This window comes from Hymenobacter arcticus (assembly GCF_054779975.1).
Window position 1 is genome coordinate 17,124 of sequence record NZ_BAAGXF010000022.1, and the last position, 23,289, is coordinate 40,412.

The following is a 23,289-nucleotide window of genomic DNA, read 5'->3' on the forward strand; positions in this document are numbered from 1 at the left end:
AGTTTGCCTACTGCTACGTATGACGGGGACGGGGAAATTACCCGGCTGTTTCGGGTGGGCGCTACTTCACGCTGCTACTATGGGCCTCTACCACCTTCTTTACCAGAGCCAGGCGCTACGGCCCTTCGATACGGCGGCGCTCACCGCCCTGCTGCACCAGGCCCGCACTTTCAACCGCGCGCATCACCTTTCGGGCCTGCTGCTGCACACGCCCGATGGGCGGTTTTTGCAGATTCTGGAGGGCGAGGAGGAGGTGGTGCGAACCTTATACTACGGCCACATTGTGGCCGACCCGCGCCACCACCGCTGCCGTTTGCTGGGGGCCGGGGCCTGCGCCGAGCGCAGCTTTGCCGACTGGAACATGGGCTTCCGCATCGCCAACGCCACGGAGCTGCACGCGCTGCTGGCGGCCGCTACTCCCGCCGAACTCGTGTTATTCGCCCCGCAGCCCCGCGTGCGCCCCGAACTGCTTCAGGTGCTGCTGAACTTCGTGGCCAACCACGAATTCGAGCCTAACGGCTACTTATAGCCGTCAACCGACGGGTCATAAACAACAGGCAGCTAGCCAACTAACCCGAAGCTGCAAATTGTCACCTCCGGGCCTGATTTCCGTCATGCTACCCGCTTTGGAGGGGGCGTAATCTTGTCTGGCTACTCCCGCACCGCGCTCGCCGGCCCGGGCGGGCAGCACTCACTAAGTATTACCCCCTCCCTGATGAAGAACGAACCTCTCTTATCCAACCTTTACGACACGCACGAGCAAGCCGAGCAGGCCGTGGAGGAGTTGCAAGCCAGCGGCTACAACTTAAAGCAGCTCTCCATCGTGGGCCAAGGCGCGCACACCGAGGAGAAAGTGGTAGGCTACTACAACCTCGGCGACCGGATGCTGAACTGGGGCGGCACCGGGGCCTTTTGGGGCAGTATCTGGAGCCTATTGTTCGGCTCCGCTTTCTTCTTGGTGCCGGGGGTAGGGCCCCTGTTGCTGGCCGGGCCGATAGTGGCCGCCTTGGTCGCCGCCCTCGAAGGCGCGGTGGTGGGCGGCACCATCAGCGCGCTGGCCGGAGCGCTGGCCAGCATCGGCATCCCCGAAAACAGCGTGCTAGACTACGAGACGGAAATCAAGGCCGGCAAATACCTGCTCGTGGCCCACGGCACGGCCGCCGAGGTGGCCCGCGCCCGCGAAATCCTGGGCGTAGGCGAGCTGGCGGCGGCGTAGCCCGATAACCCAACCCATTGGCAGGCGCGGGCCAGGTGAACTTCACCTGGCCCGCGCTTTTACGGTCCGGTCGCCACGTTGTGGCTAATCATCAATGCGTTATGCGTCAGAAAATCATTGTCGGCAACTGGAAGATGAACACCACGCTGCCGGAAGCCACGGCCCTGCTGGCGGCCATCGCTCAGAGCCTGCAAGCGGACGCGGCCCCGCAAGTAACGGTGGTGGTGTGCCCGCCGGCACTGTACCTAACTACGGCGCGGGCCTACCTGCTGCCCGGCAGTGGGGCGTGGGTGGGGGCGCAAAACTGCGCCGCGCAGGCGGCGGGGGCCTACACGGGCGAGATTTCGGCTTCGATGCTGCACTCCGCCGGGGTAGCGTACGTGGTGGTGGGGCACAGCGAGCGGCGGCACTACTTCGGGGAAACCAATGAGGTAGTGGCAGCCAAGGTAACCAGCGCCCTCGCCAGCGGCCTGCGCGCCATTTTCTGCTGCGGCGAATCGGCTGAGCTGCGCGCCGGGGGCGATTACCTCGGCTTTGTTAAAAACCAGCTGAGCGAGAGTCTTTTTCAGTTACCGGCCGAGGCGTTTAGCCGCCTACTCATCGCCTACGAGCCGCTGTGGGCCATCGGCACGGGGGTGGCGGCCTCGGCGGCGCAGGCCCAGGCCATGCACGCCGCCTTGCGCCAACATATTGCTGGCCAGTATAGTATGCGTATCGCGCAGGGTATTCCGCTGCTGTACGGCGGGAGCGTCAGGCCCCAAAACGCGGCGGCGCTTTTCCGCAAACCTGATATAGATGGCGGTCTGATTGGCGGTGCTTCGCTGCACGCGCCCGAATTCCTGGCCCTAGTGCGGGCGGCGCAGCGGGCGGCGGCCCAGGCCGATGCCGTCGGGGCCACCCGCTAGCCGTAGAATGCGGGTAAAATCACCTGTCACCCCCATGAAAATCAGTCCTTTGGCCGGCAAGCCGGCCCCGCCCGAAATCCTGGTCAACGTGCCCCAGCTCGTCGCGGCCTACTACACCGACGCGCCCGACCCCGCCGTGGCAACCACGCGCCCATTGGCGGGCTGAAAGTAACGACGCAGAACGGCTGGTTTGCCGCCCGCCCCTCTGGCACGGAAGCCATCTACAAGATTTACGCCGAGAGCTTTTTGGGGCAGGAACACCTAACCTCAATTCTGACGCAGGCCCAAGCCATGGTCGATACCGCCCTGGCCACTTCTACCTCTCCCCAATCCCCGGCAGCATGAACGCGGATAACCTGAATTTCAGCCGCTACCACGGGTTTTTGCCTGCCGAAACGGCTGGCCTCGACACGCTGGTAGCGTTGGCCCTAGACCTGCAATGGTCGTGGAACCACGCGGCCGATACGCTCTGGCGGCAGCTCGACGCCGAGCTGTGGGAGCGCACCCACAACCCCTGGGTAGTGCTGCAAACCGCCTCGCGCGAGGCCCTGCAACAGTGCCTCGCCGCCCCCGCTTTTCAGGCGCAAATGGCCGCGCTGCTGGCCCACAAGGAGCAGGTTGCCGCTAGCCCCAAGTGGTTTCAGGCCCAGCACCCGGACTCGCCGCTCACCTGCGTGGCGTATTTCAGCATGGAGTACATGCTGAGCGAGGCGCTACCCATTTACGTAGGCGGGCTGGGCAACGTGGCCGGCGACCAGCTCAAAGCGGCCAGCGACCTGGGCGTGCCCGTGGTGGCGGTGGGCCTACTCTACCAGCAGGGGTATTTCCGGCAGGAAATTGACCGCCAGGGCGCCCAGCAGGCCCTGTTTCCCTACAACGACCCCGGCCAGTTGCCCATTACCCCGCTGCGGCTGCCCAGCGGCGAGTGGCTGCGGCTGCCGATTACGCTCTCGGGCTTCCCGGTGTGGCTGCGCACCTGGCAGGTGCGGGTGGGCAGTATTATGCTCTACCTGCTCGACAGCAACGACGCGGCCAACCTGCCGGTGCACCGCGGCCTCACGGCCGAGCTGTACGGCGGGGGCATGGAGCTGCGCATTCAGCAGGAAATCATCTTGGGTATTGGCGGCTGGCAGCTGCTTCAGGCGCTGAATATTAAGCCCGAAGTGTGTCACCTCAACGAGGGCCACGCGGCCTTTGTGGTGCTGGAGCGCGCCCGCACGCTGATGCAGGCCACCGGCCTGTCATTCGAGGCGGCGCTGGCCGTGACGCGCCCCGGCAACCTGTTTACCACCCACACGGCCGTGGCGGCGGGCTTCGACCACTTCAGCCCGGCGCTGATGAGCCAGTTTCTGGGCGATTACGCCCGGCAGGAATTAGGCCTTGATTTCGACGCGCTCATGGCCCTGGGCCGACTCAGCCCGACCAATCCGGACGAGAGCTTCAACATGGCGTTTCTGGCCATTCGGGGCGCCGGGGCCGTGAACGGCGTGAGCCGCCTGCACGGCGCGGTGAGCCGGCAGCTGTTCGGGGCGCTATTTCCGCGCTGGCCCACCGGGGAGGTGCCCGTGGGCCACGTCACCAACGGCGTGCACATGCCCAGCTGGGACGCCGAAGCCGCCGATGCCCTCTGGACCACCGCCTGCGGCAAGGACCGGTGGCGCGGCGACCTCGACGCCTTAGCCGCGCACCTCGGCCAGGTGCCCGACGAGCCCCTGTGGCAACTGCGCACCAGCTGCCGCCAGAACCTGGTGGCCTACACCCGCGCGCGGCTGACCCGGCAGTTCACCGTGTCGGGCCAGCCGCCGGAGCTGGTCGATATCGCCAGCAAAGTATTCGATGGGAATACCTTAACCATCGGCTTTGCCCGCCGCTTCGTGGCCTACAAGCGGCCTAACCTGCTGCTGCACGACCCCGAGCGGTTCATTCGGCTGCTGACCAACCGTGAGCGGCCCGTGCAGCTGGTACTGGCCGGCAAGGCCCCACCCTTCGACGAGGGCGGCAAGGCCCTGATTCAGCAGTGGATGCAGTTCATTGCGCAGCACAACCTGTACCAGCACGTAGTCTTTCTGAGTGACTATGACCTGCTGCTAGCCGAGCACCTGGTGCAGGGCGTCGATGTGTGGCTGAACACGCCCCGCCGGCCCTGGGAGGCCTGCGGCACCAGCGGCATGAAGGTGCTCGTGAACGGCGGCCTCAACCTCTCGGAGCTCGACGGCTGGTGGGCCGAGGCCTACACCCCCGCCGTGGGCTGGGCGCTGGGCGACGAGCAGGAGCACGGAGACGACCCCGCCTGGGATGCCGCCGAAGCCACCGCGCTCTACACCCTGCTCGAAACCCAGGTAGTGCCCGAATTTTACCAGCGCGACGCGCGCGGTATCCCCGCCCGCTGGGTCGAGCGGATGCGCCAGAGCATGGCCACCCTTACCCCGCAGTTCTCGGCCAACCGCACCGTGCGCGAGTACACGGAAGGCTACTACCTGCCCGCCGCCACCCGCTACGCCCAACGGGCTGCCAATAAGGGCGCGGCCGGTGCGGCCATCGTGCAGCTACGCCAGAAAATTGATAATGAGTGGGATAAGCTAGCCTTTGGTGTGGTGCAAACGGAGGCCGTCGCCAATGGCTACCTGTTTCACGTGCCCGTGAGGCTGGGCGTACTACCCCCCGACCAGGTGCTGGTGGAGCTGTACGCGAACGCCCTTCCCGGCGAGGCACCCCTGCGCATTCCACTGGTGCCGGACGCGGCCCGCAGCGCCGACGGTACTTACCACTACCAGGCTTTGGTCACAACCACCCGGCCCGCTGGTGATTTCACGGCCCGCATGCTGCCCACCTACGAGGGCATCGCGGTGCCGCTGGAAGACGGCCGGATTCTATGGCAGCACTGAGGGGCCCCGGCGAGCGTCGTTTTCCGCTCCTTTAACAATTGATTTTTCACGGGCCGCTACGCGGCGCTTATTTTCCACTTCCTCATGCAAGCCCCTACCCCTCCTTCCACGCCAGTAACCACTGGCCAAACCTTCAAACAGTTAAAAATCAAAGGACTGGCTATCAGCGCAACGGCCCTAGGAGCTCTCGCGGTCGGGGCCCTGGCCATCGGCGCGCTGGCCGTGGGCACCCTGGCCATCGGGCAGCTGCGTCTGAACCGGGGCACCATTCGTCGGCTGCGTATTGGCCGGCTGGAAGTAGACGAATTAATCGTGCATCAGCCATCACCACCCACGCGCGGGTAGACGCGGCAAGCCTCGCCTTATCACGCGCAACGAAGCGGTTTACTTACTGCCCCGGTGGTTTTACCCTATTTATTTAACAACACCCAACTTTTTTCTCCTATGACTACTCCCGCATCTTTGGCCGCCACCCCGGCCGCTGGCATCGCGTCGGCTCTGCTTATTACCGGCGCTACAGGCAACATCGGCACTGAACTCACCAAGCAGCTCGCCGCCCAGGGCGTGTCCTTCCGGGCGATGGTGCGCACCCCGGACGCACCGTCGGCGCAGGCGCTGCGGGCCTTGCCGGGGGCGGAGGTCGTGGCCGGCGACTTCGACGACCCGGCCAGCCTGGGGCGGGCGTTGGCCGGCATCGAGCGGGCGTTTCTGCTCACGCCCTCTTCGGCGCAGGCCGAAGCCCAGCAGCTGGGATTTGTCGAGCAGGCCCGGCAAGCCGGGGTTCGCCACCTGGTCAAGCAGTCGCAGTGGGCCGCTGCCGCCGACTCGCCGGTGCGGTTTTTGCGCTACCACGCCGCGGTCGAACAAGCCATCCGGGCCAGCGGCCTGGCGTACACCTTCCTGCGGCCCAATCTGTTTATGCAGGGCTTGCTGGCGTTTAAGGCCGCCATCCAGCAGCAGGGCCAGTTTTTTGCCCCTATCGGCGAGGCCCGCGTCAGCGTCGTGGACGTGCGTGATATCGCTGCTGCCGCCGCCGCCCTGACCGCGCCCGGCCACGCCAACAAAACCTACGACCTGACCGGCCCGCAGGCGCTCACCCACGCCGAGATGGCCGCCGGGCTGAGCGCAGCCCTGCACCGCCCCATCACGTTTGTGGACGTGAGCCCGGAAAATCTACGGCAGTTTCTGCTCAAGATGGGCATGAACGCCTGGATGGCGGACGGGCTGGTGGAGGATTACGCCCACTACCACCGCGGCGAAGCCGCCACCCTGGCCGGGGGCGTGCAGGAGGCAACCGGCCAGCCCCCGCGCACTTTCGCCGCGTTTGCCCGCGACTACGCGCCGGCGTTTGGCTAGGTGTATGGTCCCGGAGGATGGCGGGTTCTCGTTACGACGGTATACTGTTGTCGAATTGGTTTTGAGGTAAAATGCTATTTTCGGAGGCATCGCCAGTAAACCGGCTACGACAGTCGTGGCCTCGTAAAACCGGCTACCAGGGAAGTACGCCCCCCGGCTCCGTGAAGGTGCCGGTAGGCCCGTCCACGTCAAGGGCCATGCGCACGATGTCGCGCGCACCCTGCTCGACGGTCTCGGTGCCAGTGAAGTTATATCAGAGCCGTTTTTGTGTGGCCCGGGCTCACCACGTTGACGCTGATGTTGGTCTGCTCCAGCTCAATGGCGAAGGCCAAGGTCACGGCGTTGAGCGCAGTTTTGGAGGCGGCATACCCCACGCTGAACAATGGCCGGTACGCCCCACTGGGGTCGGCGGCGAGCGTAAGCGAGCCGAGCCCGCTCCCGACGTTGATGATAGGGGTAGCGCAAGAGTAAGAACAGAAATTCCCGTTATGGAAATATGATGGGTGTTAGTGCCTCAGAAAACGTCCGTTTTTCGAGACGACCGCCCACGCAGATTTTTCCTGCCGATGTTTTCTGTTCCAACTCTTATACTACCCCCGGCAGTGCGTCTCAGCCACGATAGCCGTGCGGGCCTTCTTAATAGCATTATGAACTCAAACATAGAAGCTTCTAAGCGTAGTATTATTCCCCTGCTGCTATAAAAAGACCAAGTGGTACAACTGTCTCATTTTTGAGTCATGCTGACTTCGGCTCTCTGATAGGGTAATAAGCTAAGAAGGCAGGCAACTGAGTCCGAAGTTTTGCCCTATTCGTTTAACAACACCCGTTATTCATCGTAGGAGCAGCCCACCGTCTACTGCGTATTGACTTCCCGTCACATATGCCGAGTCGGAAGAAAGTAAGAACAGGGCTACAGCAGCTGCTTCTTCAGCCGTGCCGGCGCGCCCCAGTGGTACTTGTCCAACGATAAACTGCTCAAAATTCGTGCGGGCTTCTGGCGAGAGAAAGTCCCGGAAGTTCGTGTCAATTGGGCCCGGTATGAGCACATTGACCCGGATACCACGCGGCGCAAGCGCCACGGCCCACGAACGGGCTAAGGCCACCAATGCTCCTTTTGTAGCGGCGTACAGACTTGTCAGCGCGGCCCCTTCATAAGTGGAGCTAGATGAAGTGAGGACGATAGAAGCGCCTGACTTAAGTAGGGGGGATAGCTGAACCAACTGCAAGACTGGCCCGCGAACGTTAGTGGCCATCATCTGGTCGAATGCTTCGACAGTTACTGATTCTGGTGTCCCTAGCGCCGCGTAGCCCGCATTGAGCCATACGCCGTCCAACGGCCTAAGAGCGCGCACGGCAACAGCTAGTGCTTCTGCATCCAACGGTCGCGCCGCGTCATTAGCCAAGAAGTCAATATCCTTCGGCAACTCTTCTCGGAGCGCGGTAAGTCGCTCTGGGTGGCGGCCTGTAATGAGCACTTGGCCTCCCTCCGCGACAATCCGGCGGGCTCCGGCCAGGCCCATACCGCTGGTACCACCCGTAATCAAAACAAACTTATTTTGAAACCGATTCATGTTCAAAAGGAGAGAATAGTTGGCGTTCGGGTTGGAGGTTCTACCCTGTTTGTTTAACAACACCCCATTTACGGCAGTACCACGGCCGTGCGCAACTGGCGCGGCAAGCTGGTGCTGGGCACGCCCGGCGGCGAGGCTCACTTGGTGGTGCATCGTTTGGGAGTGTACGTGAAAAAAGGGGCTCAGTGGTGCTTCGTAGCGGGCCAGGACACGGGGGTAGCCCCGCCCGGCCCGCTCCGTGGCGAGCAGAAATAAGCCGGCAGCAGTTCCGGCGCAATGACGACCAGACGCTACTTTAGCCGCACCTCATACGGCACGGCCATGCCCAGCAGGGCCGCGTGCACCTGCGCCTCCGTGGCCGGGCCGGTGATGCTGAGCTCCGCCACCAGGCCGCGCTGCTTGTCGTCGCGCACCGCGATGGTGTGCCCCGTGAGGCCGGGGATGGTGGCCAGCTGGCGGCCGTAGCTGCGCGTAATTTCCTGCTTGACCAGGGCCGGCTTGAAGATTTTGCCGATGGCGGTGAGGGGCAGCTCGGCGGCGATGTAGATGTTTTTGGGCACGGCGGCCCGCTCCGGGATGCGCGCCTCGGCGAAGGCCAGCAGCTCGGCTTCCGTCACCTGCTGGCCGGCCACGAGCGTGACATAGGCCACGGGCAGCTCGCCGGCGTGGACGTCGGGGCTGCCGATGGCGGCGGCCAGGGCCACGGCCGGGTGAGCCGCTAGGGCTTCCTCAATCACCTTGGGGTCGATGTTGTGGCCGCCGCGGATGATGAGCTCCTTCTTGCGGCCGGTGATGTAGAAGCTGCCCTGAGCATCGACCCGGCCCAGGTCGCCGGTGTTGTAGAACGGGCCCTGGCCGTCGCCGGTGTCCACCCAAAGGCCCTGGTTGTGCTCGGGTTGCAGGTAGCCGCCGAAGATGTTGCTGCCGCGTACCACGATAACGCCGCTCTCGTCGGGGGCGGCCTCGCGCTGGTACTGGCCGGTTTGCTCATCCAAGATGAGCACGCGCACGTCCTGGAAGGGCACGCGCAGGCCGATGCTGCCGGGCATGGGCGGCCCCGCCACCGGCCCCACCGTGCTGATGCAGCTGCCCTCGGTGAAGCCGTAGCCCTCGACCAGCCGCAGTTGGGTGCGCGCCTCGAAGGCCCGAATCAACTCGACGGGCAGGGGCGCGGCCCCGCAGATGGCGTAGCGCAGCGAGCTGAGGTCGTGCCCGGCCACCGGCAAATCGAGCAAACGGCTGAAAATAGTGGGCACGCCGCTGAACAGCGACAGGCGGTAGTGCGCCACCAGGTGCCAGAAATTGTTGAGAATGCCCGGCCCCCGGTAGCCCTGCGGGCTGCCCAGCACCACGGTGTGGCCCAGCAGCCACGGCACGCTGCCCGTCACCACCACGCCATTGACGTGGAACAGCGGCAGGCCGCAGAAGAACACCAGCCGCTCGGCCGTCGCCTCGCCGCCCAGCAGCTGCGCGGCCGAGTAGCTCACGCTGGTGAGGTTGTAGTGGGTGAGGGGCGCGATTTTGGGTTGGCCCGTGGTACCCCCGGTGTGGAAGTAGCAGGCCACGTCGGTGGGCCGCAGGCGGCGGCCCGACACGAGGCGGTCGGCGGGCTGGCGGCGGCGGGCGGTGGCAAAATCGACCACCCGCCGGCCGGCCAGCGCGGGGCGGCCCTGGGCCAGGCGCAGCGCCCCCACGGCCAGGCGCTGGGCCAGGGGCAGGTAGGGCAGCATATCAACCGTGACGATGGTGTGCAGCGTGGGCACCAGGGCCGCCACGGCCTGCGCTTTCTGCCAGAGGTCGGTTTGGGGGAAGGCCCGCAGCGTGACCAGCACCTTGGTGCCCGACGCATTCAGGATGTCGGCGATGTGGGCCGGCTCCAGCAGCGGGTTGATGGGGTTCACGATGCCCGCCGCCTGCCCGCCCCAGAGCGTAAAGTGCGTTTCGGGCAGGTTGGGCAGCAGGTACGACACCACGTCGGTGGGGCCCACGCCCAGCTCGTGCAGCAGGTTGGCCGTCTGGTAGCAGTGCGCCAGCAGCTGCTGGTAGGTGAAATCGACCGATTCGGTGGGGCGCTCGCCGCTGAACACGAAGCGCAGCGCCAGGGCCTGCGGGTTGCGGGCGGCCCCGCGCTCCAGCAGGGCCAGGGTGTGGGCGGGCACCGGGCGGGCGGCCAGCGGCGTTGCTTCCAGGGCCAGAATATCGGCCAGGTTCTGATAACCAGACATGAGTGGGTGGGATTGGGATTGAATGGGAACGCCGCGCCGCCGGCGCGGGCTACGCGGCGGGCGTGGGCGGCGCGGGCTCCGGGGGCACGGCCGACGCGGGCAGCGAGGCAAAGGCCTGTTGCAGGGCGGCGGTGCCTTTCTCGGTCAGGCCCATGCCAATCAGGGTGAAGTAGAGCTGCGTGAAATGCTCTACCTGCTGCGCCTCGGTGCGGTCTTCGGACAGGATTTCGGCGTACACCACCCAGAAGTTTTCCAGGATGAACGTGGCATCCACCAGCATGAGCAGCTGCTGCGGGTGGGCCGGGGGGCGGTAGTAGCCATCGGCCACGAGCTGCGAGAACAGCGCCATCAGCTCCTGCCGCCGCCGGGCAATGTGCTGGCGGTAGTGCTGCCGCACGGGCTCCACGGTGCGCATGATGCCGGCCCAGTCGAGCATCAGAAACTTATAGCGGTATATGATGCGCGTGGCTTCGCGCACGCTGCCCAGCAGGTGGGCAAACTGCACCTCCACCGTGCCGCTGGTGAAGGGCGTGACGTGGGCCTCCAATTCGTCAATCCAGCGCAGGTAAAGGGCATTAATCAGGTCGTCTTTCTTGCGGAAATAATAGCTGAAATGCCCCAGGCCAATGCCCAGCTCCGTGGTGATGTGCCGCACGGTGGTCTGGCTCACGCCCTGGCTGTTGAAGCGGGCCAGGCCGGCCGTCAAAATCTGCTCTTTAATGTCCATTCGTCGAAAAGAAAGCCGCCGCCAAAAAGTTGGCCGCCGTTCCAGACCGAAAACTACGAACAAAAATTATGACTTTGTCATAATCCGTGTATATTTGTCCTATGACAACGCAAAAGAAAGTCTGTGCCGCGTTTACCGAATCCTACTTAACGCATTTAAAATCAATAGCTTATTTGGAGATTACCGCCGCGATTCGCGCAGCGTCCGGCGCGGTTATTTGCCCGCCCCAGGAGGTCTTGCAAGGGTAGTAACTAGCGGGGTCGCTCTTTTTTTGTCCGCGTACTATGACTTTGTCCTAAATTTTTCAATTTCCCTCGTTTCGTCATGGCTGCTTCCTCTCTTATTTCGACGGCGGGCCCGGTGCGGGCGGCCCGGCTCCAGCACACCGTTTTCTACGTGCGGGATATGGACGAATCGCGCGAGTTCTACGAGTCGGTGTTCGACCTCCAGTTTTCGGCCAAGAACCACCCCGACAGCAGCGCGGCCATGCGCCTGTCGGCCAACACGATGAATTTTTTCAGCTTCGGGCATTACCACCACGATATCTGCCTGGTAACCAACCCGAACGTGCAGCTCGACCACGACGAGTTTCTGTATTTCTCGATGCAGCTGAACCCCGACACGCTCCCGCTGGCCGAGCTGCGGACGCGGCTACAGCGGCGCGGGGTGGCCGTGCGCGAAGGCAGCGTGCTGAAATCGCGCACGCTGATGCCGGGCCAGGCCGCCATTCACTTCCCCGACCCCAACGGCCACTGGCTGGAAGTGCTGGGCTAGCGCCTGCTCCCGGCTTTCCCATCCCTTTACTGCCCCTCGTCATGGCCCGTATTCACCCCAACCCGCCCCACCTGAGCAAGTTCAAAACCCGCATCAGCCCGCTGCTGCGGCTGCCGCTGGTGCGGGAGCTGATTTTGCTGCCCGCCACCCTCACCGGGAAGCGCCGCTCCAATAAAACGTTCGATTATGGCGTGTTTCAGCCCTCGGGGGTGCGGCAGCTGGGGCAGCACTCGCTCTACGTGGAAAACCTGGACCGGGCCATTGCCTGGTACGAGCGGGCGGCGGGCCTGGTCCTGGCCCGCCGCGCCGCGCCCGAGCCGCACCCGTTTGCGCCCGGCACCGTGCTGCACTGCGCCTACCTGAGCGCCAGTGACCAACCCGAATGCCTGGTGCTCATCGAGCGGCGCAACGCCCGCAACCAGGTGGTGGAAACCTCCGACCGGGGCTTCTTCCACATTGCCTTCGAGCTGGCAGCGGGCCAGACCACGTTTGCGCTGGCCCAGCAGCTGCGGGCCCAGGGCTACTTCGTGAGCTACGGGCCGGTGAAGCATAACAACGCCCCCGGCGGCGACGGCGAAACGGGCGGCAACGTGGCCCTCTACGTGTACGACGCGGACGGCCACAACATCGAGTTTTTCTACGACATGGACACCATCGAGAACTACCGCCAGCGCTACGGCACCCGCAAGGGCACCGAACGCTCGGGCTGGACCAGCGCCACCCCCCAGGCGTGACGCAAGCCCCGGTCCGCCGGCTTTTTCAGCCGGCCGACCGGTTTTCGTTGCTAAGCCAGGAGATACCAACGACAACCGGTCGGCCGGCGAAAAAGCCGGCGGACCGGACCGGCTCCGCACCAGCCCTTAAACACAAATAACTCGCTTTCAAATGCTTAACGCTGCGTCATCTTATCTGATTCCGGGCCTGGCGGCGGTGCTGACGCTGGTGTTTGTGGGCGCGGCGGTTTCCAAATTGGCCGGGAAGCAGGTGGCTTCCTACCGCCGGTGGGGCCTGCCGCTCGCCTTCATGTACGCGCTGGCCGTGGTGGAGCTGGCCGGCGCGGCGCTGCTCTGGGTGCCGCGCTTCCGGCTGCTGGCCGTGGGCGGGCTGGCCCTGCTGATGGTGGGCGCGGTGCTGGTGCTGCTACGGCACCGGATGCCCGCCGCCCACGTGCGCGTGCCGCTGCTGGTGCTCGCGCTGCTGCTGGGCCTGGGCTACCTGGTGTGGCCGCCGGCCAGCCCGCTTCTTTTTTCGATTTCACGCTAAGCTTTTCCCGCCTCATGGGTTACTCCCTCGTTCATTATCAGGTGGCTACGGCCGCGCCCCGGTGGGGCGTATTGCACCAGCGGCGCATTGCGCCCCTGCCCACGGCCCATGCCTCGCTGCGGGCGCTGCTGCTCGGCGGCGGGCTGGCCGAAGCCGCGGCGCTGGCCCGGCAGCCCGGCGCGGCCACGGTGCCGCTGGCCAGCGTGCGGCTGCTTTCGCCCCTCACGCGGCCCACGCGCCTGCTCTGCCAGGGCCTCAACTACGCCGACCACCGCGCCGAGTCGGGCCACGCCCGCGAATCGAGCCACAACCTGTTTTTTCGCAAGGACGAAAGCGCCCTGACCGGGCCGCTCGACGCGGTGGTGATTCCCGCGGGTTGTCAGCTCTTTGACTACGAGATTGAGCTGGGGCTGGTGCTGGGGCAGGACATCGATGCGCCGCGCACCATCACCGAGGCCGAGCTGCCGCAGGTGGTGGCGGGCTGGCTGGTGGCCAACGACTACTCGCCGCGCGACCTCATGTTTCGGGCCACGTTCCGGCAGTGGTACCGGGGCAAAAGCTACCGCACGCTGTGCCCGGTGGGCCCCTACCTGTTCATCCCCGACGCGGCCGACTGGCAGCGCCTCTACGAGCTGGAGCTAACGCTGACCGTGAATGGGCAAGTGCGCCAGCAGGCCCGCACCAGCCAGCTCATTTTCAAGCCCGCTGAAACCCTCAGCGAAGCGTCCACTTTCACCGACCTGGCGGCCGGCGACTGCCTGCTCACCGGCACGCCGGGTGGGGTGGCCATTGTGGCCCCCAGCGCTTTCAAGCAGAAAATGGCCGGCCTGTTTTTCAACAACGACCAGCAGGTGGACAAGCTCGTGGCCCTGCAAGCCGGCAACGGCCGCTTCCTCCAGCCCGGCGATGAGGTGAACTGCCGCATTCGCACCGCCGACGGCCAGCTGGATTTGGGCGAATTGAACAACCGCATCGTGGCCGCATCCGCCTCACCCCCTAGCCCCCTAGCCCCCTCTCCGAAAAGGAGAGGGGGAACTAGCCTCTAGTTGTAGTCGGACGAAGACTAGATTTTTAGAACTAGCACTAGTTCCCCCTCTCCTTTTCGGAGAGGGGGCTAGGGGGTGAGGCGAACGCCAGCACGACGACGCTACGCAACACCAGCCAGAAGTTAAGAACCTGTTTATCTGCTCCCCAAATCCCACCCCACTGCACATGGCGCAACCTGCTGAAATTTACGACGTGCTCATCGTTGGCCTGGGGCCTACGGGGGCGGTGCTGGCCAATATTCTGGGCCAGTACGGCTGGTCAGTGGCCGGCATCGAGCGCGAGGAAGACCTGTACTACGCGCCCCGCGCCGTGCACTTCGACGACGAGATTCTGCGCGTGTTTCAGTCCATCGGGCTGGCCGGGGAAATCGAGCGCACCAGCGAGGCGTTCTGGGGCATCGAAATGCCGCTCACGCCCACCGGCAAACCCATGTACCGCACTCCTATCGGCACGCAGGATTATCGCTACGGCTACCGCGGGGCCTACTGGTTTCACCAGCCTACGCTTGAGCAGCACTTCCACGACGGGATGAAGCGGTATGCCAACGTGGTGACCTACCTGGGCGCGGAGGTAACGGCCATCGCGCAGGATACCAGCGGGGTAACGGTGACGGTGCGCCACCCGGACGGGCGCACCGGCCCGCTGCGCGCCCGCTACCTGGTGGGCTGCGACGGGGGCAAGAGCCTGGTGCGCAAGGCGGCCGGCCTCACGCTCACCTCGGCCGATTTTGAGGAGCCCTGGGTGGTGGTGGATACCAAAACGATTTCGGGCAAGAAAGACCCCAACCTGCCCAAAGAGCACCGCCAGTACTGCAACCCCCACCAGCCCGTGACCTACGTGCCAATGGCCGGCAACTACTACGAATGGCAGTTTATGGTGACCGGCGGCAAAACCGAGCAGCAGGCCACCGACCCCTACCTGGTGCGCCAGCAGCTCAAGCCGTTCGTGGACCTGCGCACGATTGAAATCACGCGCATTGCCTACTACAAATTTCACGCGCTGTGGGCCGAAAAGTGGCGCAACGGCCGCCTGCTGCTGGCCGGCGACGCGGCCCACCAGATGCCGCCCTTCCTGGGCCAGGGCATGTGCGCGGGCGTGCGCGACGCGAACGTGCTGGGCTGGCGGCTCGACCTGGTCCTGCGGGGCCAGGCCACGGAGCAGCTGCTCGATACCTACGAGTCGGAGCGCAGGGCGCACGTCCGGCACATCATAAACGGGGCCATGTTTCTGGGCAGCCTCATCCAGACCAAGAAGCCCTGGGTGGCCTTTTTGCGCAACAACCTGATGTTTCGGCCGGCCCAGGCGCTGCCGGCGTTGCGTAAGTTCATTTATGAGCAGGCCAACCGCAAGCGGCCAATCAGCCACGGCCTGCTGGGGCAGCGGCGGCCCCAGCTGGTGGGGCACCTGGCCATTCAGCCCAAGGTCAGCCCCGCCACCGGCACGCCCGTGCTGCTGGATGAAGTGCTGGGGCCGGGCTTTGCCGTGCTGGCGCGGGCCAGCGCCGCGCCCGCGCTGCGGGCGCAGCTGGCCCGGCAGCCCCTGCCGGTGGCCTGCCGCCTGGTGGCCTTCGCCCCCACGAGTGCCCCGGCGGCCGAAGCCATGGGCGACACCGACGGCCGGCTAATGGACTGGTTCGCGGAGCACGGCGTGGATTTCGTGCTCATCCGGCCCGACCGCTACGTGTACGACGGCGGAAAAGTGACTGATTTTGCTACCATCGCGGCGGACTTTACCCGGCAGTTTCCCGCGGTGGCCCACCTCCAACCCGCCGTTGCCTGATGCTGACCACCGACGTACTGATAATCGGCGGGGGCCCGGTGGGCCTCACGCTGGCCCTGGCCCTGAGCCGCTTGGGCGTGCAAGCCACCCTCGTGAACGAGCGCCCGGACACGACCAGCCAGCCCTGGCCGGAGGCGGTGAACTGCCGCTCGATGGAAATATTCCGCCAGCTGGGGCTGGCTGAGGCCATCCGGGCCCAGGGCAACCCGCGGGCGGCCAGCCAAGCCGTGGCCTACGCCCCGGCGGCCAGCGAGGGCCAATATGGCCCCTACGGCTTGCTCGACGGCCGCCGGCACCTGGCGTACCAGTCCGTGGCCGAAGCCACCGCCACCATCCGGGCCGGCACCGATGGCAGCCTGCCGCTGGAGCCCATGCAGCGCATCGCGCAAGCGCAGCTGGAGCCGGTGCTGCTGGACCGCGCCCGCGCCGAGGCCGCTATCGACCTGCGCTTTGGCTGGAAACTCTTTGGCTTTGAGCAGGACAATGACGGGGTTACGGCCCTGATTCAGCACGTAGAAACCTGGAAAAACCAGCACGTCCGGGCCCGCTACCTCATCGGCTGCGACGGGGCCGACAGCCGGGTGCGCAACTTCCTCAACATCGACTACGACGGCCTGCGCGACGTGACGAGCGAGGCGTTCCGCATCCACCTGCGGTCGAGTGAAATCAGGGAATTATTTCCCCAGCGGGAAGCCTACTGGCACACCTGGCTGTGCCGGCCGGGCTTCGCGGGCCTGCTCGTGGCCCCCGACGCGCACCGCGACGACTACGTGCTGCACCGGGCCACTGGCCCCGGCCCCGGCGAAACCGTGGAGCAGCTGGTGGACGCGGCCCTGGGCCGGCAAGTGCGCTACAAAATCGTGCAAAGCGGCCCCTGGAGCCCGCAGTCGCGGGTGGCCGAGTCGTTTGGGCGCGGGCGCGTGTTCATTGCCGGCGAGGCCACCCACCAGTACCTGCCCCCCGGCGGCCTGGGCCTGGACACCGGCCTGGCCGAAGCCCACAACCTGGCCTGGAAGCTGGCCGCGCTCGTGCAGGGCTGGGGCGGCGACCACCTGCTGGCCAGCTACGAGGCCGAGCGCCGGCCCGTGGCCGGCCGCAACCGCGACCACGCGCAGCAGTGCGCCGCCGCCGCCGCCGCCATCCTGACACCCCTGAGCCCGCACCTGCTCGATAACTCCGTAGCCGGGCAGGAGGCCCGGCGGCAGGCCCAGGCGCTGTTCGAGGCCGAAATGCCCCGGCTTTATGAGTCGCTGGGCATTGAAATCGGCTACCGCTACCTGGCCTCGCCCGTGGTGTGCCCCGATACCGAAGTGGAGCCGGCCGGCCCGGCGCGCCAGTACCTGCCCACCACCCACAGCGGAGCACGCTTGCCCAGCGCCTTCCGCGAAGACGGCACGGCGGTGTTCGACCTGCTGGGGGCGGGCTTCACGCTCCTCATCCTGGGCGGGTCGGCGGCCCAGGGCATGCCGCTGCGGGCCGCCGCCGAAGCCGTGGGCGTGCCCCTGCAAATCCGGGTGTTTCACGAGCCGCAGCTGGCCCGCATCTACGAGAAAAAATTTGTGCTCGTGCGCCCCGACCAGCACGTCGCCTGGCGCGGCAACACCCTGCCCGACAATTGCTTGCCCCTTTTGCACCGGGTGCGCGGCGCGGGCTGATAACCTTCCTCATAGCAACTTATTATATGAAAAAAACACTGCCCCGGCCCGCGCTGCTGTTTGCGCTGGCCGCGCTGGCCGCCCTGGCCGGCTGCCAGAGCAAGCCCGACGCCACCCAGCAGGCCCCGCCCGAAACCGCCGTAACGGTGCTCACGCAGCCGGTGCGCAGCATCAGCCAGAACCAGGCGGTGCCGGTGAGCGGCGCGCTCGAAGCCGACCAGACCGTGAACCTGGGCTTCGTGCTGGCCGGGCAGGTGCGGGAAGTGCGGGTGCGCGAGGGGGGCGCGGTGCGCAAGGGCCAAGTGCTGGCCACCCTCGACGGGGCCAGCTACCAGTTTGCCCTGGACGCGGCCAACGCCGCGCTGGCCCGCGCCCAGGACCAGTACGGCCGCCTCAAAATCATGTTTGACCGGGGCAGCCTCACGGCCAGCGACTTCAACCAGGCCCAGACCGCCGTGGCCCAGGCCCGCGCCCAGCAAGACCAGGCGGCCAAGAACGTGCGCGACACCCGCCTGCTGTCGCCCCTCACCGGCCACCTGGCCCGGCGCGGCACCGAGCCCGGCCAGGTGGTGGGCCAGGGCACGCCGGTGTTCACCATCGTGAGCGACGGCCGGCTGGTGATGCGGGCCGCCGTGCCCGAGTCCGAAGTGGGCGAAACCCGCGTGGGCCTGCCGGCGCGGGTTCGCATTCCGGCCCTCGACTCCACCTTCACGGGCCGCATCGAGGCGGTGGGCCCGGTGGCCGACCCGGCCTCGCGCACCTACTCGGTCAAAATTGCCCTGCCCAACGCGGGTGGCCTGCTTCGGCCCGGCATGGTGGCCGAGGCGGCGCTGCGCTCGACGCGGCAAGTGCAGGCCCTCACCGTGCCCGGCGAGGCCGTGGTGCGCGACGCCGACCAGCTGACCTACGTGTTCGTGGCCGACGCGCAGCGCCGGCGGGCCTTCCGCCGCCGCGTGGCGGTGGGCAGCGTGCTCGACCAGGGCGTGGAAATTACCAGCGGCCTGCGCGCTGGCGAGCAAGTGGTGGTAGGCGGGCAGCAGCGGCTGCGCGACGGGGCCGCCATCCAACTTTCTACCCCCCCTTCCTCCGCGCTATGAACGTCGTAAAATCATCGCTGCGCAACCCGCAGGTGACGCTGGCCGTGCTGCTGCTGGCCTTTCTGGCCGGGGCGTACTCGCTGCTGACCATGCCCCGGCGCGAAGACCCCAAAATCACCGTGCGGCAGGGGCTGGTGATAGCCTACTTTCCGGGGGCCAACGCCGTGCAGGTGGAGGAGCAGGTGACCCAGAAGCTGGAGGAATACCTGTTTCGCTTTGCCGAGGTGCGCAAGGCCAAAACTTACTCGACCACCCGTGATGGCCAGGTGATTATCAACGTGGAGCTGAACGAGAGCGTGAAGGAGCCCGACGTGTTCTGGTCGAAGCTGCGCCACGAGCTGAACACGGCCAAGGCCGTGGACCTACCCCAGGGCGTGCGCGGGCCGCTGGTGAACACCGATTTTGGCGACACCGTGGCCATGCTCGTGGCCGTGGAGTCGGAGCGGCTCAGCTACGAGGAGCTGAAGCAGTATTTGCAGACCATCGAGGCCGGGCTGCGGCGGGTGAAGGGCGTGTCGAAAATAAAGCGCTACGGCGAGCAGCCCGAGCAGCTGGCCCTCACGGCCAGCTCCGAAAAGCTGGCCCAGTACAACCTCAACCTGCAACAGGTGGCCCAGGTGGTGCAGTCGCAAAACAACATCAGCCCCAGCGGCGACGTGAAGGTGGGCACCGCCGACGTGCCGCTGCACACGGCCGGCCCCTTCACGTCGGAGCAGCAGATTGCCGACCAGATTGTGGGGGCCTCGCAAACTGGCCAGGTCATCCGCATCCGCGACGTGGCCGCCGTGCAGCGCCGCTACGCCGAGCCCACTTCCCTGATTCGGGTGGACGGGCGGCGGGCCCTGCTGCTGTCGGTGGAGATGCTGGAGGGCAACAACATCGTGGATTTTGGCAAGGCCGTGCGCGCCCAGCTCGCCGAAACGCGTCCGCTGCTGCCCGCCGATTTGGCCGTGAGCACCATCGTGGACCAGCCGGAAGTGGTGCAAACCAGCATCAGCCACTTCGTGCGCGAGTTTTTCCTGGCCATCTTGTCGGTGGTGCTGGTGTGCATGCTGCTGCTGCCGTTCAGCATTGCCTCGGTGGCGGCAATGGCCATTCCGGTGACGGTGGCCGTGACGTTTGCCGTGATGAATGCGCTCGGCATCGAGCTGCACCAGGTGTCGCTGGCGGCGCTCATCGTGGTGCTGGGCATGGTGGTGGACGACGCCATCGTGATTGCCGACAACTACGTGGAGCTGCTCGACGAGGGCCTCGACCGCTGGGAGGCGGCCTGGCGCAGCGCCACTAACCTGGTCATTCCGGTGCTTACGGCCACGCTCACCATCATCGCCTCGTTCCTGCCGATGGTCATCCTCACCGGCTCGGTGGGCGAGTTCATCCGCAGCCTGCCCATCACCATTGCCGTGGCGCTGGCCTCGTCGTTCGTGGTGGCCATGGTGCTCACGCCGCTGCTCTGCTACACCTTCATTAAGAAGGGTTTGCACGCGGTGGCCGGCCCCAAGCCGGAGGCCGCCCCCGAGGCCCCCGCGAAGAAAAAGTTCTCGCTGCTCGACCGGATGCAGACCGGCTACGAGCGGCTCCTGGGCGTGTGCATGCGGGCCCCGGTGCTCACCATCGGCCTGGGCTTTGCTTCGATAATCGCGGGCGGGCTGCTGTTTCGCACCGTGAAGCAGCGCTTTTTCCCGGCGGCCGAGCGCAGCCAGTTCGTGGTCGAAATCTGGATGCCCACCGGCACCCGCCTCGAAACCACCCGGCAGGCCGTGGCCCGCGTGGAGCAGGTGCTCAAGCAGGACAAGCGCGTGGTGGACTACGCCAGCTTCGTGGGCACGGCCGCGCCGCGCTTCTACTACAATTTCAGCCCCGAGCCGCCCACCCCCAACTACGGGCAGCTGCTCGTGAACACCCACACCGAGGAGCAAACCAACGAGCTGGCCGCCGACCTCACCCGCCGCGTGGCCGACCTCGTGCCCAACGGCCGGCCGCAGGTGCGCCTCATGCAGCAGGGGGCCCCCACCAAAGCGCCCATCGAGGTGCGCATCATCGGCGACGACGTGGTGCAGCTCAAGCAGCTGGGCCAGCGGGTGCAGCGCCTGCTGGAGGGCGAAAAAGGCCACTACCTGGTGCGTACCGACTTCATGAACGACTACTACGGCCTCACCGTGCGCCTCAAGCCGGAGGCCAGCCGCCTGGGCTTCACCACCAGCAGCGTGGCCCAGACCATCGGCACGGGCTTCGCGGGCGCGCCGGTGGCCACCTGGTACGAGGGCGACAACCCGCTGAGCATCGTGATGCAGCTCGACTCGGCCCAGCGCAGCAACTACAACGGCCTCGAAAACCTGTACCTGGCCTCGCCCGCCACCGGGGCGCGGGTGCCCCTGCGCCAGGTGGCCGACCTGGTGCCCGAGTGGCAAACCGGCCGCCTCATGCACCGCAACGGCGTGCGCACCCTCACGGTGCAGAGCGAAACCACGGGCGGCGTGCTGCCCTCGCAGCTGCTGAAGGTGGTGCAGCCCAAAATCGCGCAGCTGCGCCTGCCGCCCGGCTACCGCATCGAGTACGGCGGCGAGGTCGAAAACCAGAAGGAAACCTTCGGGCAGATGGTCATGGCCCTGGGCATCAGCCTGGTGCTCATCTTCCTCATCCTGCTCTTCCAGTTCCGCAACCTCAAGGAAACGTTTTTGGTAATGAGCAGCATTCCGCTCAGCTTGTTCGGGGCCATTATGGGGCTGGTGCTCACGGGCAATCCGTTCGGCTTCACGGCTTTTCTGGGGCTGATTAGCCTTTCGGGCATCGTGGTGCGCAACGCCATCATCCTGGTCGATTTTGCCAACGAGCTCATCGTGCACCACGGCCTGGACGTGCGCACGGCGGCCATCGAGGCCGGCAAGCGGCGGCTGCGGCCCATTTTCCTCACCACCATGGCGGCGGCCATCGGCGTGCTGCCCATGATTTTGTCGGGCTCGCCGATGTGGAGCCCCCTGGCCAGCGTCATCGCCGTGGGCCTGGTGTTTTCCATGTTCATGGCCCTGCTCGTCATCCCGGTGCTGTTTTCGCGCGTGGTGAAGCTCGAAGACAAGCTCTCGACGGTGGCCGGCGAAGACGATGCCGACGTTGCCCCATCCGTTACGGCCGCTCCGGCCCCAGCCCATTAGCCTCATGCCTACGTACTTGCCCACTCCCGGCGGGCGGCGGGCCCTGCTGGCCGCCGCCCTGCTGCTGGCCGGCGGCCCGGCCCTGGCGCAGCAGCCGGCCCCCGCTGCTCCCGCCCCCGCACTCCCCACCGAAACCACCGCCGAAGCCCGCGCCCTCACGCTCGACCAGGCCCTCGACCTGGCCCTGACGCAAAACCGCCGCCTGGCCATTGCCCGCGAAAAGGTGCAGGAAAACCGCTTCAAGGTGGCCGAGGCCCACGCCAAATACTTCCCGCAGCTCACCGCCACCGCCCTGGGCAGCTACGGTAGCAACAAGCTGAACATCAGCATACCGCGCGGGGCGCTGGGCGTGTACCCCAGCACCGGGCCCATTCCGGGGGCCGACGTGCCCCTGGTGGAAGGCAGCCACACCGTGGTGGCCGCCAACGCCCAGCTGGCCCAGCCCCTCACGCAGCTCGTGAAGGTGCGCACGGGCGTGCAGGTGGCCCGCGCCGACCAAGCCCTGGCCCAAACCCAGGTGCGCCAGGCCGAATGGCAGGTGCGCCAGGGCGTCGAAAAGCTCTACTACGGCCTGCTCATTGCCGGCCAGCAGCAGCGTCAGGCCGAGCTAAGCCTGCAAGCCGCCCAAAAGCAGCGCTACGACGCCGAAAGCGCCCGCCTCGCCGGCAAGGCCCTGCCCGCCCAGCTGCTGGGGGCCGATGCCAACGTGGCCGACCAGGAGCAGCAGCTCCTCAAGCTGCAAAACCAGGCCGCCGACTACGCCGCCGACCTCAACCAGGCCCTTGGCCTGCCCGCCGATGCCCGCCTGGCGCTGGCCCTGCCCGCGCCGCCGGCCACCGCCCCGGACCCGCTCGAAACCTACCTCGCCCACGCCGACACCGCCAGCCTCGACAACCGCCTCGCGGCCCAGAACCAGGCCAAGGCCGTGCTCGGCGTGCGGGCGGCCCGCCAGCAGTACATCCCCGATTTATCGCTGACGGCCAACTACGTGCGCCTCAACGGCATCCCGCTGCTGCCCCCCAGCAGCTTCCGGGCCGGGGCCCAGCTCACCTGGAACATCTACGACTTCGGGGGCCGCCAGGCCGTGCTGAACCAGCGCCTCTCGCAGCAGCGCCAGGCCGAGGAAAACCAGCGCTACACCCAGCAGCAGGTAACCGGCGAAGTGCAAAAAGCCTACCGCCAGCTGCGCCAGGCCACCGCCCTCACCGCCGCCGCCCAAAAGGCCACCGACCTGCGCACCGCCGAGCTAAAAATCAAGCAGGACCAGGTGGCCACCGGCCTGCTGCTGCCCGCCGAGGCCCTCACCACCCAGGCCACCCTCGCCAAGGCCCAGGCCGACCTGCTAGCCGCCCAGCTCAACTACCGCCTGGCCCTCAGCGAGCTGCACCGCGCCGCCGGCGAGGCCCGCTGAGGGACTTGGGTCCGTTTGGCTTTCTCGTGTACAAAAAGACGGTTTTGTTTTCACGGTTGCTGTTCGCTGTTCATTGGCCCTCGGCCCAAATACTTGCAAATTAGGCACTTGTCTCAAACGCAACAAGGCTACCAGACAGGTGTAGGCCTGTGCTGAATGGGTAGCAGCGGGACGTGTATTGCTACTGTTGAGGCAATAAAGCCAATCGGTTCTTCGCCCGATAGGT

At 66.1% G+C, this 23,289-nt stretch carries 22 protein-coding genes; 18 read left to right on the plus strand and 4 right to left on the minus strand.

The genetic code is table 11. The annotated features are described in order from the left end of the window. Positions 1-79: 79 nt before the first annotated feature. From ACYVGC_RS22935 to ACYVGC_RS22970, 8 genes are all read left to right on the plus strand, one after another. Complete coding sequence (locus ACYVGC_RS22935) at positions 80-529, plus strand: BLUF domain-containing protein (protein ID WP_460586174.1); 450 nt, start codon at positions 80-82, stop codon at positions 527-529. 186 nt (positions 530-715) lie between these two features. After that, positions 716-1,216 (plus strand): general stress protein, encoded by a 501-nt coding sequence (locus tag ACYVGC_RS22940; protein ID WP_460586175.1) that lies wholly within the window; start codon positions 716-718, stop codon positions 1,214-1,216. A gap of 101 nt (positions 1,217-1,317) precedes the next feature. Further along, complete coding sequence (gene tpiA, locus ACYVGC_RS22945; protein ID WP_460586176.1) at positions 1,318-2,121, plus strand: triose-phosphate isomerase family protein; 804 nt, start codon at positions 1,318-1,320, stop codon at positions 2,119-2,121. Positions 2,122-2,155: 34 nt separating this feature from the next. Then, a complete protein-coding gene (locus ACYVGC_RS22950) occupies positions 2,156-2,287 on the plus strand; it encodes a hypothetical protein (RefSeq protein WP_460586177.1) in 132 nt (43 codons plus the stop codon). Continuing rightward, on the plus strand, positions 2,284-2,466 hold the full coding sequence (locus tag ACYVGC_RS22955) for a hypothetical protein (RefSeq protein ID WP_460586210.1): 183 nt from the start codon (positions 2,284-2,286) through the stop codon (positions 2,464-2,466). Before ACYVGC_RS22950 ends, ACYVGC_RS22955 begins: the two co-directional genes overlap by 4 nt. Continuing rightward, positions 2,463-5,006: a glycosyltransferase family protein gene (glgP, locus tag ACYVGC_RS22960; protein WP_460586178.1), complete on the plus strand. Its 2,544-nt coding sequence runs from the start codon at positions 2,463-2,465 to the stop codon at positions 5,004-5,006. The genes ACYVGC_RS22955 and glgP overlap by 4 nt, the downstream gene beginning before the upstream one ends. An 84-nt stretch (positions 5,007-5,090) precedes the next feature. Then, the gene (locus tag ACYVGC_RS22965) at positions 5,091-5,351 is read left to right on the plus strand and encodes a hypothetical protein (protein ID WP_460586179.1); all 261 of its coding nucleotides are present in this window, start codon (positions 5,091-5,093) and stop codon (positions 5,349-5,351) included. A gap of 99 nt (positions 5,352-5,450) precedes the next feature. Then, the gene (locus ACYVGC_RS22970) at positions 5,451-6,362 is read left to right on the plus strand and encodes an SDR family oxidoreductase (RefSeq protein ID WP_460586180.1); all 912 of its coding nucleotides are present in this window, start codon (positions 5,451-5,453) and stop codon (positions 6,360-6,362) included. A 248-nt stretch (positions 6,363-6,610) separates the two neighbouring features. Here the strand turns inward: ACYVGC_RS22970 and ACYVGC_RS22975 are convergent, their stop codons facing one another. Together ACYVGC_RS22975 and ACYVGC_RS22980 are read right to left on the minus strand one after the other, a co-directional pair. Continuing rightward, positions 6,611-6,745 (minus strand): SDR family NAD(P)-dependent oxidoreductase, encoded by a 135-nt coding sequence (locus ACYVGC_RS22975; RefSeq protein ID WP_460586181.1) that lies wholly within the window; start codon positions 6,743-6,745, stop codon positions 6,611-6,613. Positions 6,746-7,192: 447 nt separating this feature from the next. After that, complete coding sequence (locus ACYVGC_RS22980) at positions 7,193-7,933, minus strand: SDR family oxidoreductase (protein ID WP_460586182.1); 741 nt, start codon at positions 7,931-7,933, stop codon at positions 7,193-7,195. 87 nt (positions 7,934-8,020) lie between these two features. Here ACYVGC_RS22980 and ACYVGC_RS22985 point away from each other — a divergent pair, with 87 nt between their 5' ends. Beyond that, positions 8,021-8,188, plus strand: a complete 168-nt coding sequence (locus tag ACYVGC_RS22985; RefSeq protein WP_460586183.1) for a hypothetical protein — start codon at positions 8,021-8,023, stop codon at positions 8,186-8,188. A 35-nt stretch (positions 8,189-8,223) separates the two neighbouring features. Here ACYVGC_RS22985 and ACYVGC_RS22990 read toward each other — a convergent pair whose 3' ends face one another. Together ACYVGC_RS22990 and ACYVGC_RS22995 are read right to left on the minus strand one after the other, a co-directional pair. Next, positions 8,224-10,158: an acyl-CoA synthetase gene (locus tag ACYVGC_RS22990; protein ID WP_460586184.1), complete on the minus strand. Its 1,935-nt coding sequence runs from the start codon at positions 10,156-10,158 to the stop codon at positions 8,224-8,226. Between the two features lie 49 nt (positions 10,159-10,207). Next, positions 10,208-10,885: a TetR/AcrR family transcriptional regulator gene (locus ACYVGC_RS22995; RefSeq protein WP_460586185.1), complete on the minus strand. Its 678-nt coding sequence runs from the start codon at positions 10,883-10,885 to the stop codon at positions 10,208-10,210. A 324-nt stretch (positions 10,886-11,209) separates the two neighbouring features. Between ACYVGC_RS22995 and ACYVGC_RS23000 the strand changes: the two genes are divergently transcribed. From ACYVGC_RS23000 to ACYVGC_RS23040, 9 genes are all read left to right on the plus strand, one after another. Beyond that, a complete protein-coding gene (locus ACYVGC_RS23000) occupies positions 11,210-11,659 on the plus strand; it encodes a VOC family protein (protein ID WP_460586186.1) in 450 nt (149 codons plus the stop codon). Between the two features lie 41 nt (positions 11,660-11,700). Then, positions 11,701-12,393, plus strand: a complete 693-nt coding sequence (locus ACYVGC_RS23005) for a VOC family protein (protein ID WP_460586187.1) — start codon at positions 11,701-11,703, stop codon at positions 12,391-12,393. Between the two features lie 151 nt (positions 12,394-12,544). After that, a complete protein-coding gene (locus ACYVGC_RS23010; RefSeq protein ID WP_460586188.1) occupies positions 12,545-12,922 on the plus strand; it encodes a DoxX family protein in 378 nt (125 codons plus the stop codon). Between the two features lie 14 nt (positions 12,923-12,936). Next, positions 12,937-13,968: a fumarylacetoacetate hydrolase family protein gene (locus ACYVGC_RS23015; RefSeq protein WP_460586189.1), complete on the plus strand. Its 1,032-nt coding sequence runs from the start codon at positions 12,937-12,939 to the stop codon at positions 13,966-13,968. A gap of 166 nt (positions 13,969-14,134) precedes the next feature. Beyond that, the gene (gene mhpA / locus ACYVGC_RS23020) at positions 14,135-15,748 is read left to right on the plus strand and encodes a bifunctional 3-(3-hydroxy-phenyl)propionate/3-hydroxycinnamic acid hydroxylase MhpA (protein ID WP_460586190.1); all 1,614 of its coding nucleotides are present in this window, start codon (positions 14,135-14,137) and stop codon (positions 15,746-15,748) included. Next, complete coding sequence (locus ACYVGC_RS23025) at positions 15,748-17,403, plus strand: FAD-dependent monooxygenase (RefSeq protein WP_460586191.1); 1,656 nt, start codon at positions 15,748-15,750, stop codon at positions 17,401-17,403. Before mhpA ends, ACYVGC_RS23025 begins: the two co-directional genes overlap by 1 nt. Positions 17,404-17,429: 26 nt before the next feature. Next, on the plus strand, positions 17,430-18,500 hold the full coding sequence (locus tag ACYVGC_RS23030; protein WP_460586192.1) for an efflux RND transporter periplasmic adaptor subunit: 1,071 nt from the start codon (positions 17,430-17,432) through the stop codon (positions 18,498-18,500). Further along, positions 18,497-21,652 carry an efflux RND transporter permease subunit gene (locus ACYVGC_RS23035; protein WP_460586193.1) on the plus strand — a complete coding sequence of 1,052 codons (3,156 nt, stop codon included), beginning with the start codon at positions 18,497-18,499 and terminating at the stop codon, positions 21,650-21,652. Before ACYVGC_RS23030 ends, ACYVGC_RS23035 begins: the two co-directional genes overlap by 4 nt. 4 nt (positions 21,653-21,656) lie before the next feature. Next, the gene (locus ACYVGC_RS23040) at positions 21,657-23,063 is read left to right on the plus strand and encodes a TolC family protein (RefSeq protein ID WP_460586194.1); all 1,407 of its coding nucleotides are present in this window, start codon (positions 21,657-21,659) and stop codon (positions 23,061-23,063) included. The last annotated feature ends 226 nt before the right edge of the window (positions 23,064-23,289 follow it).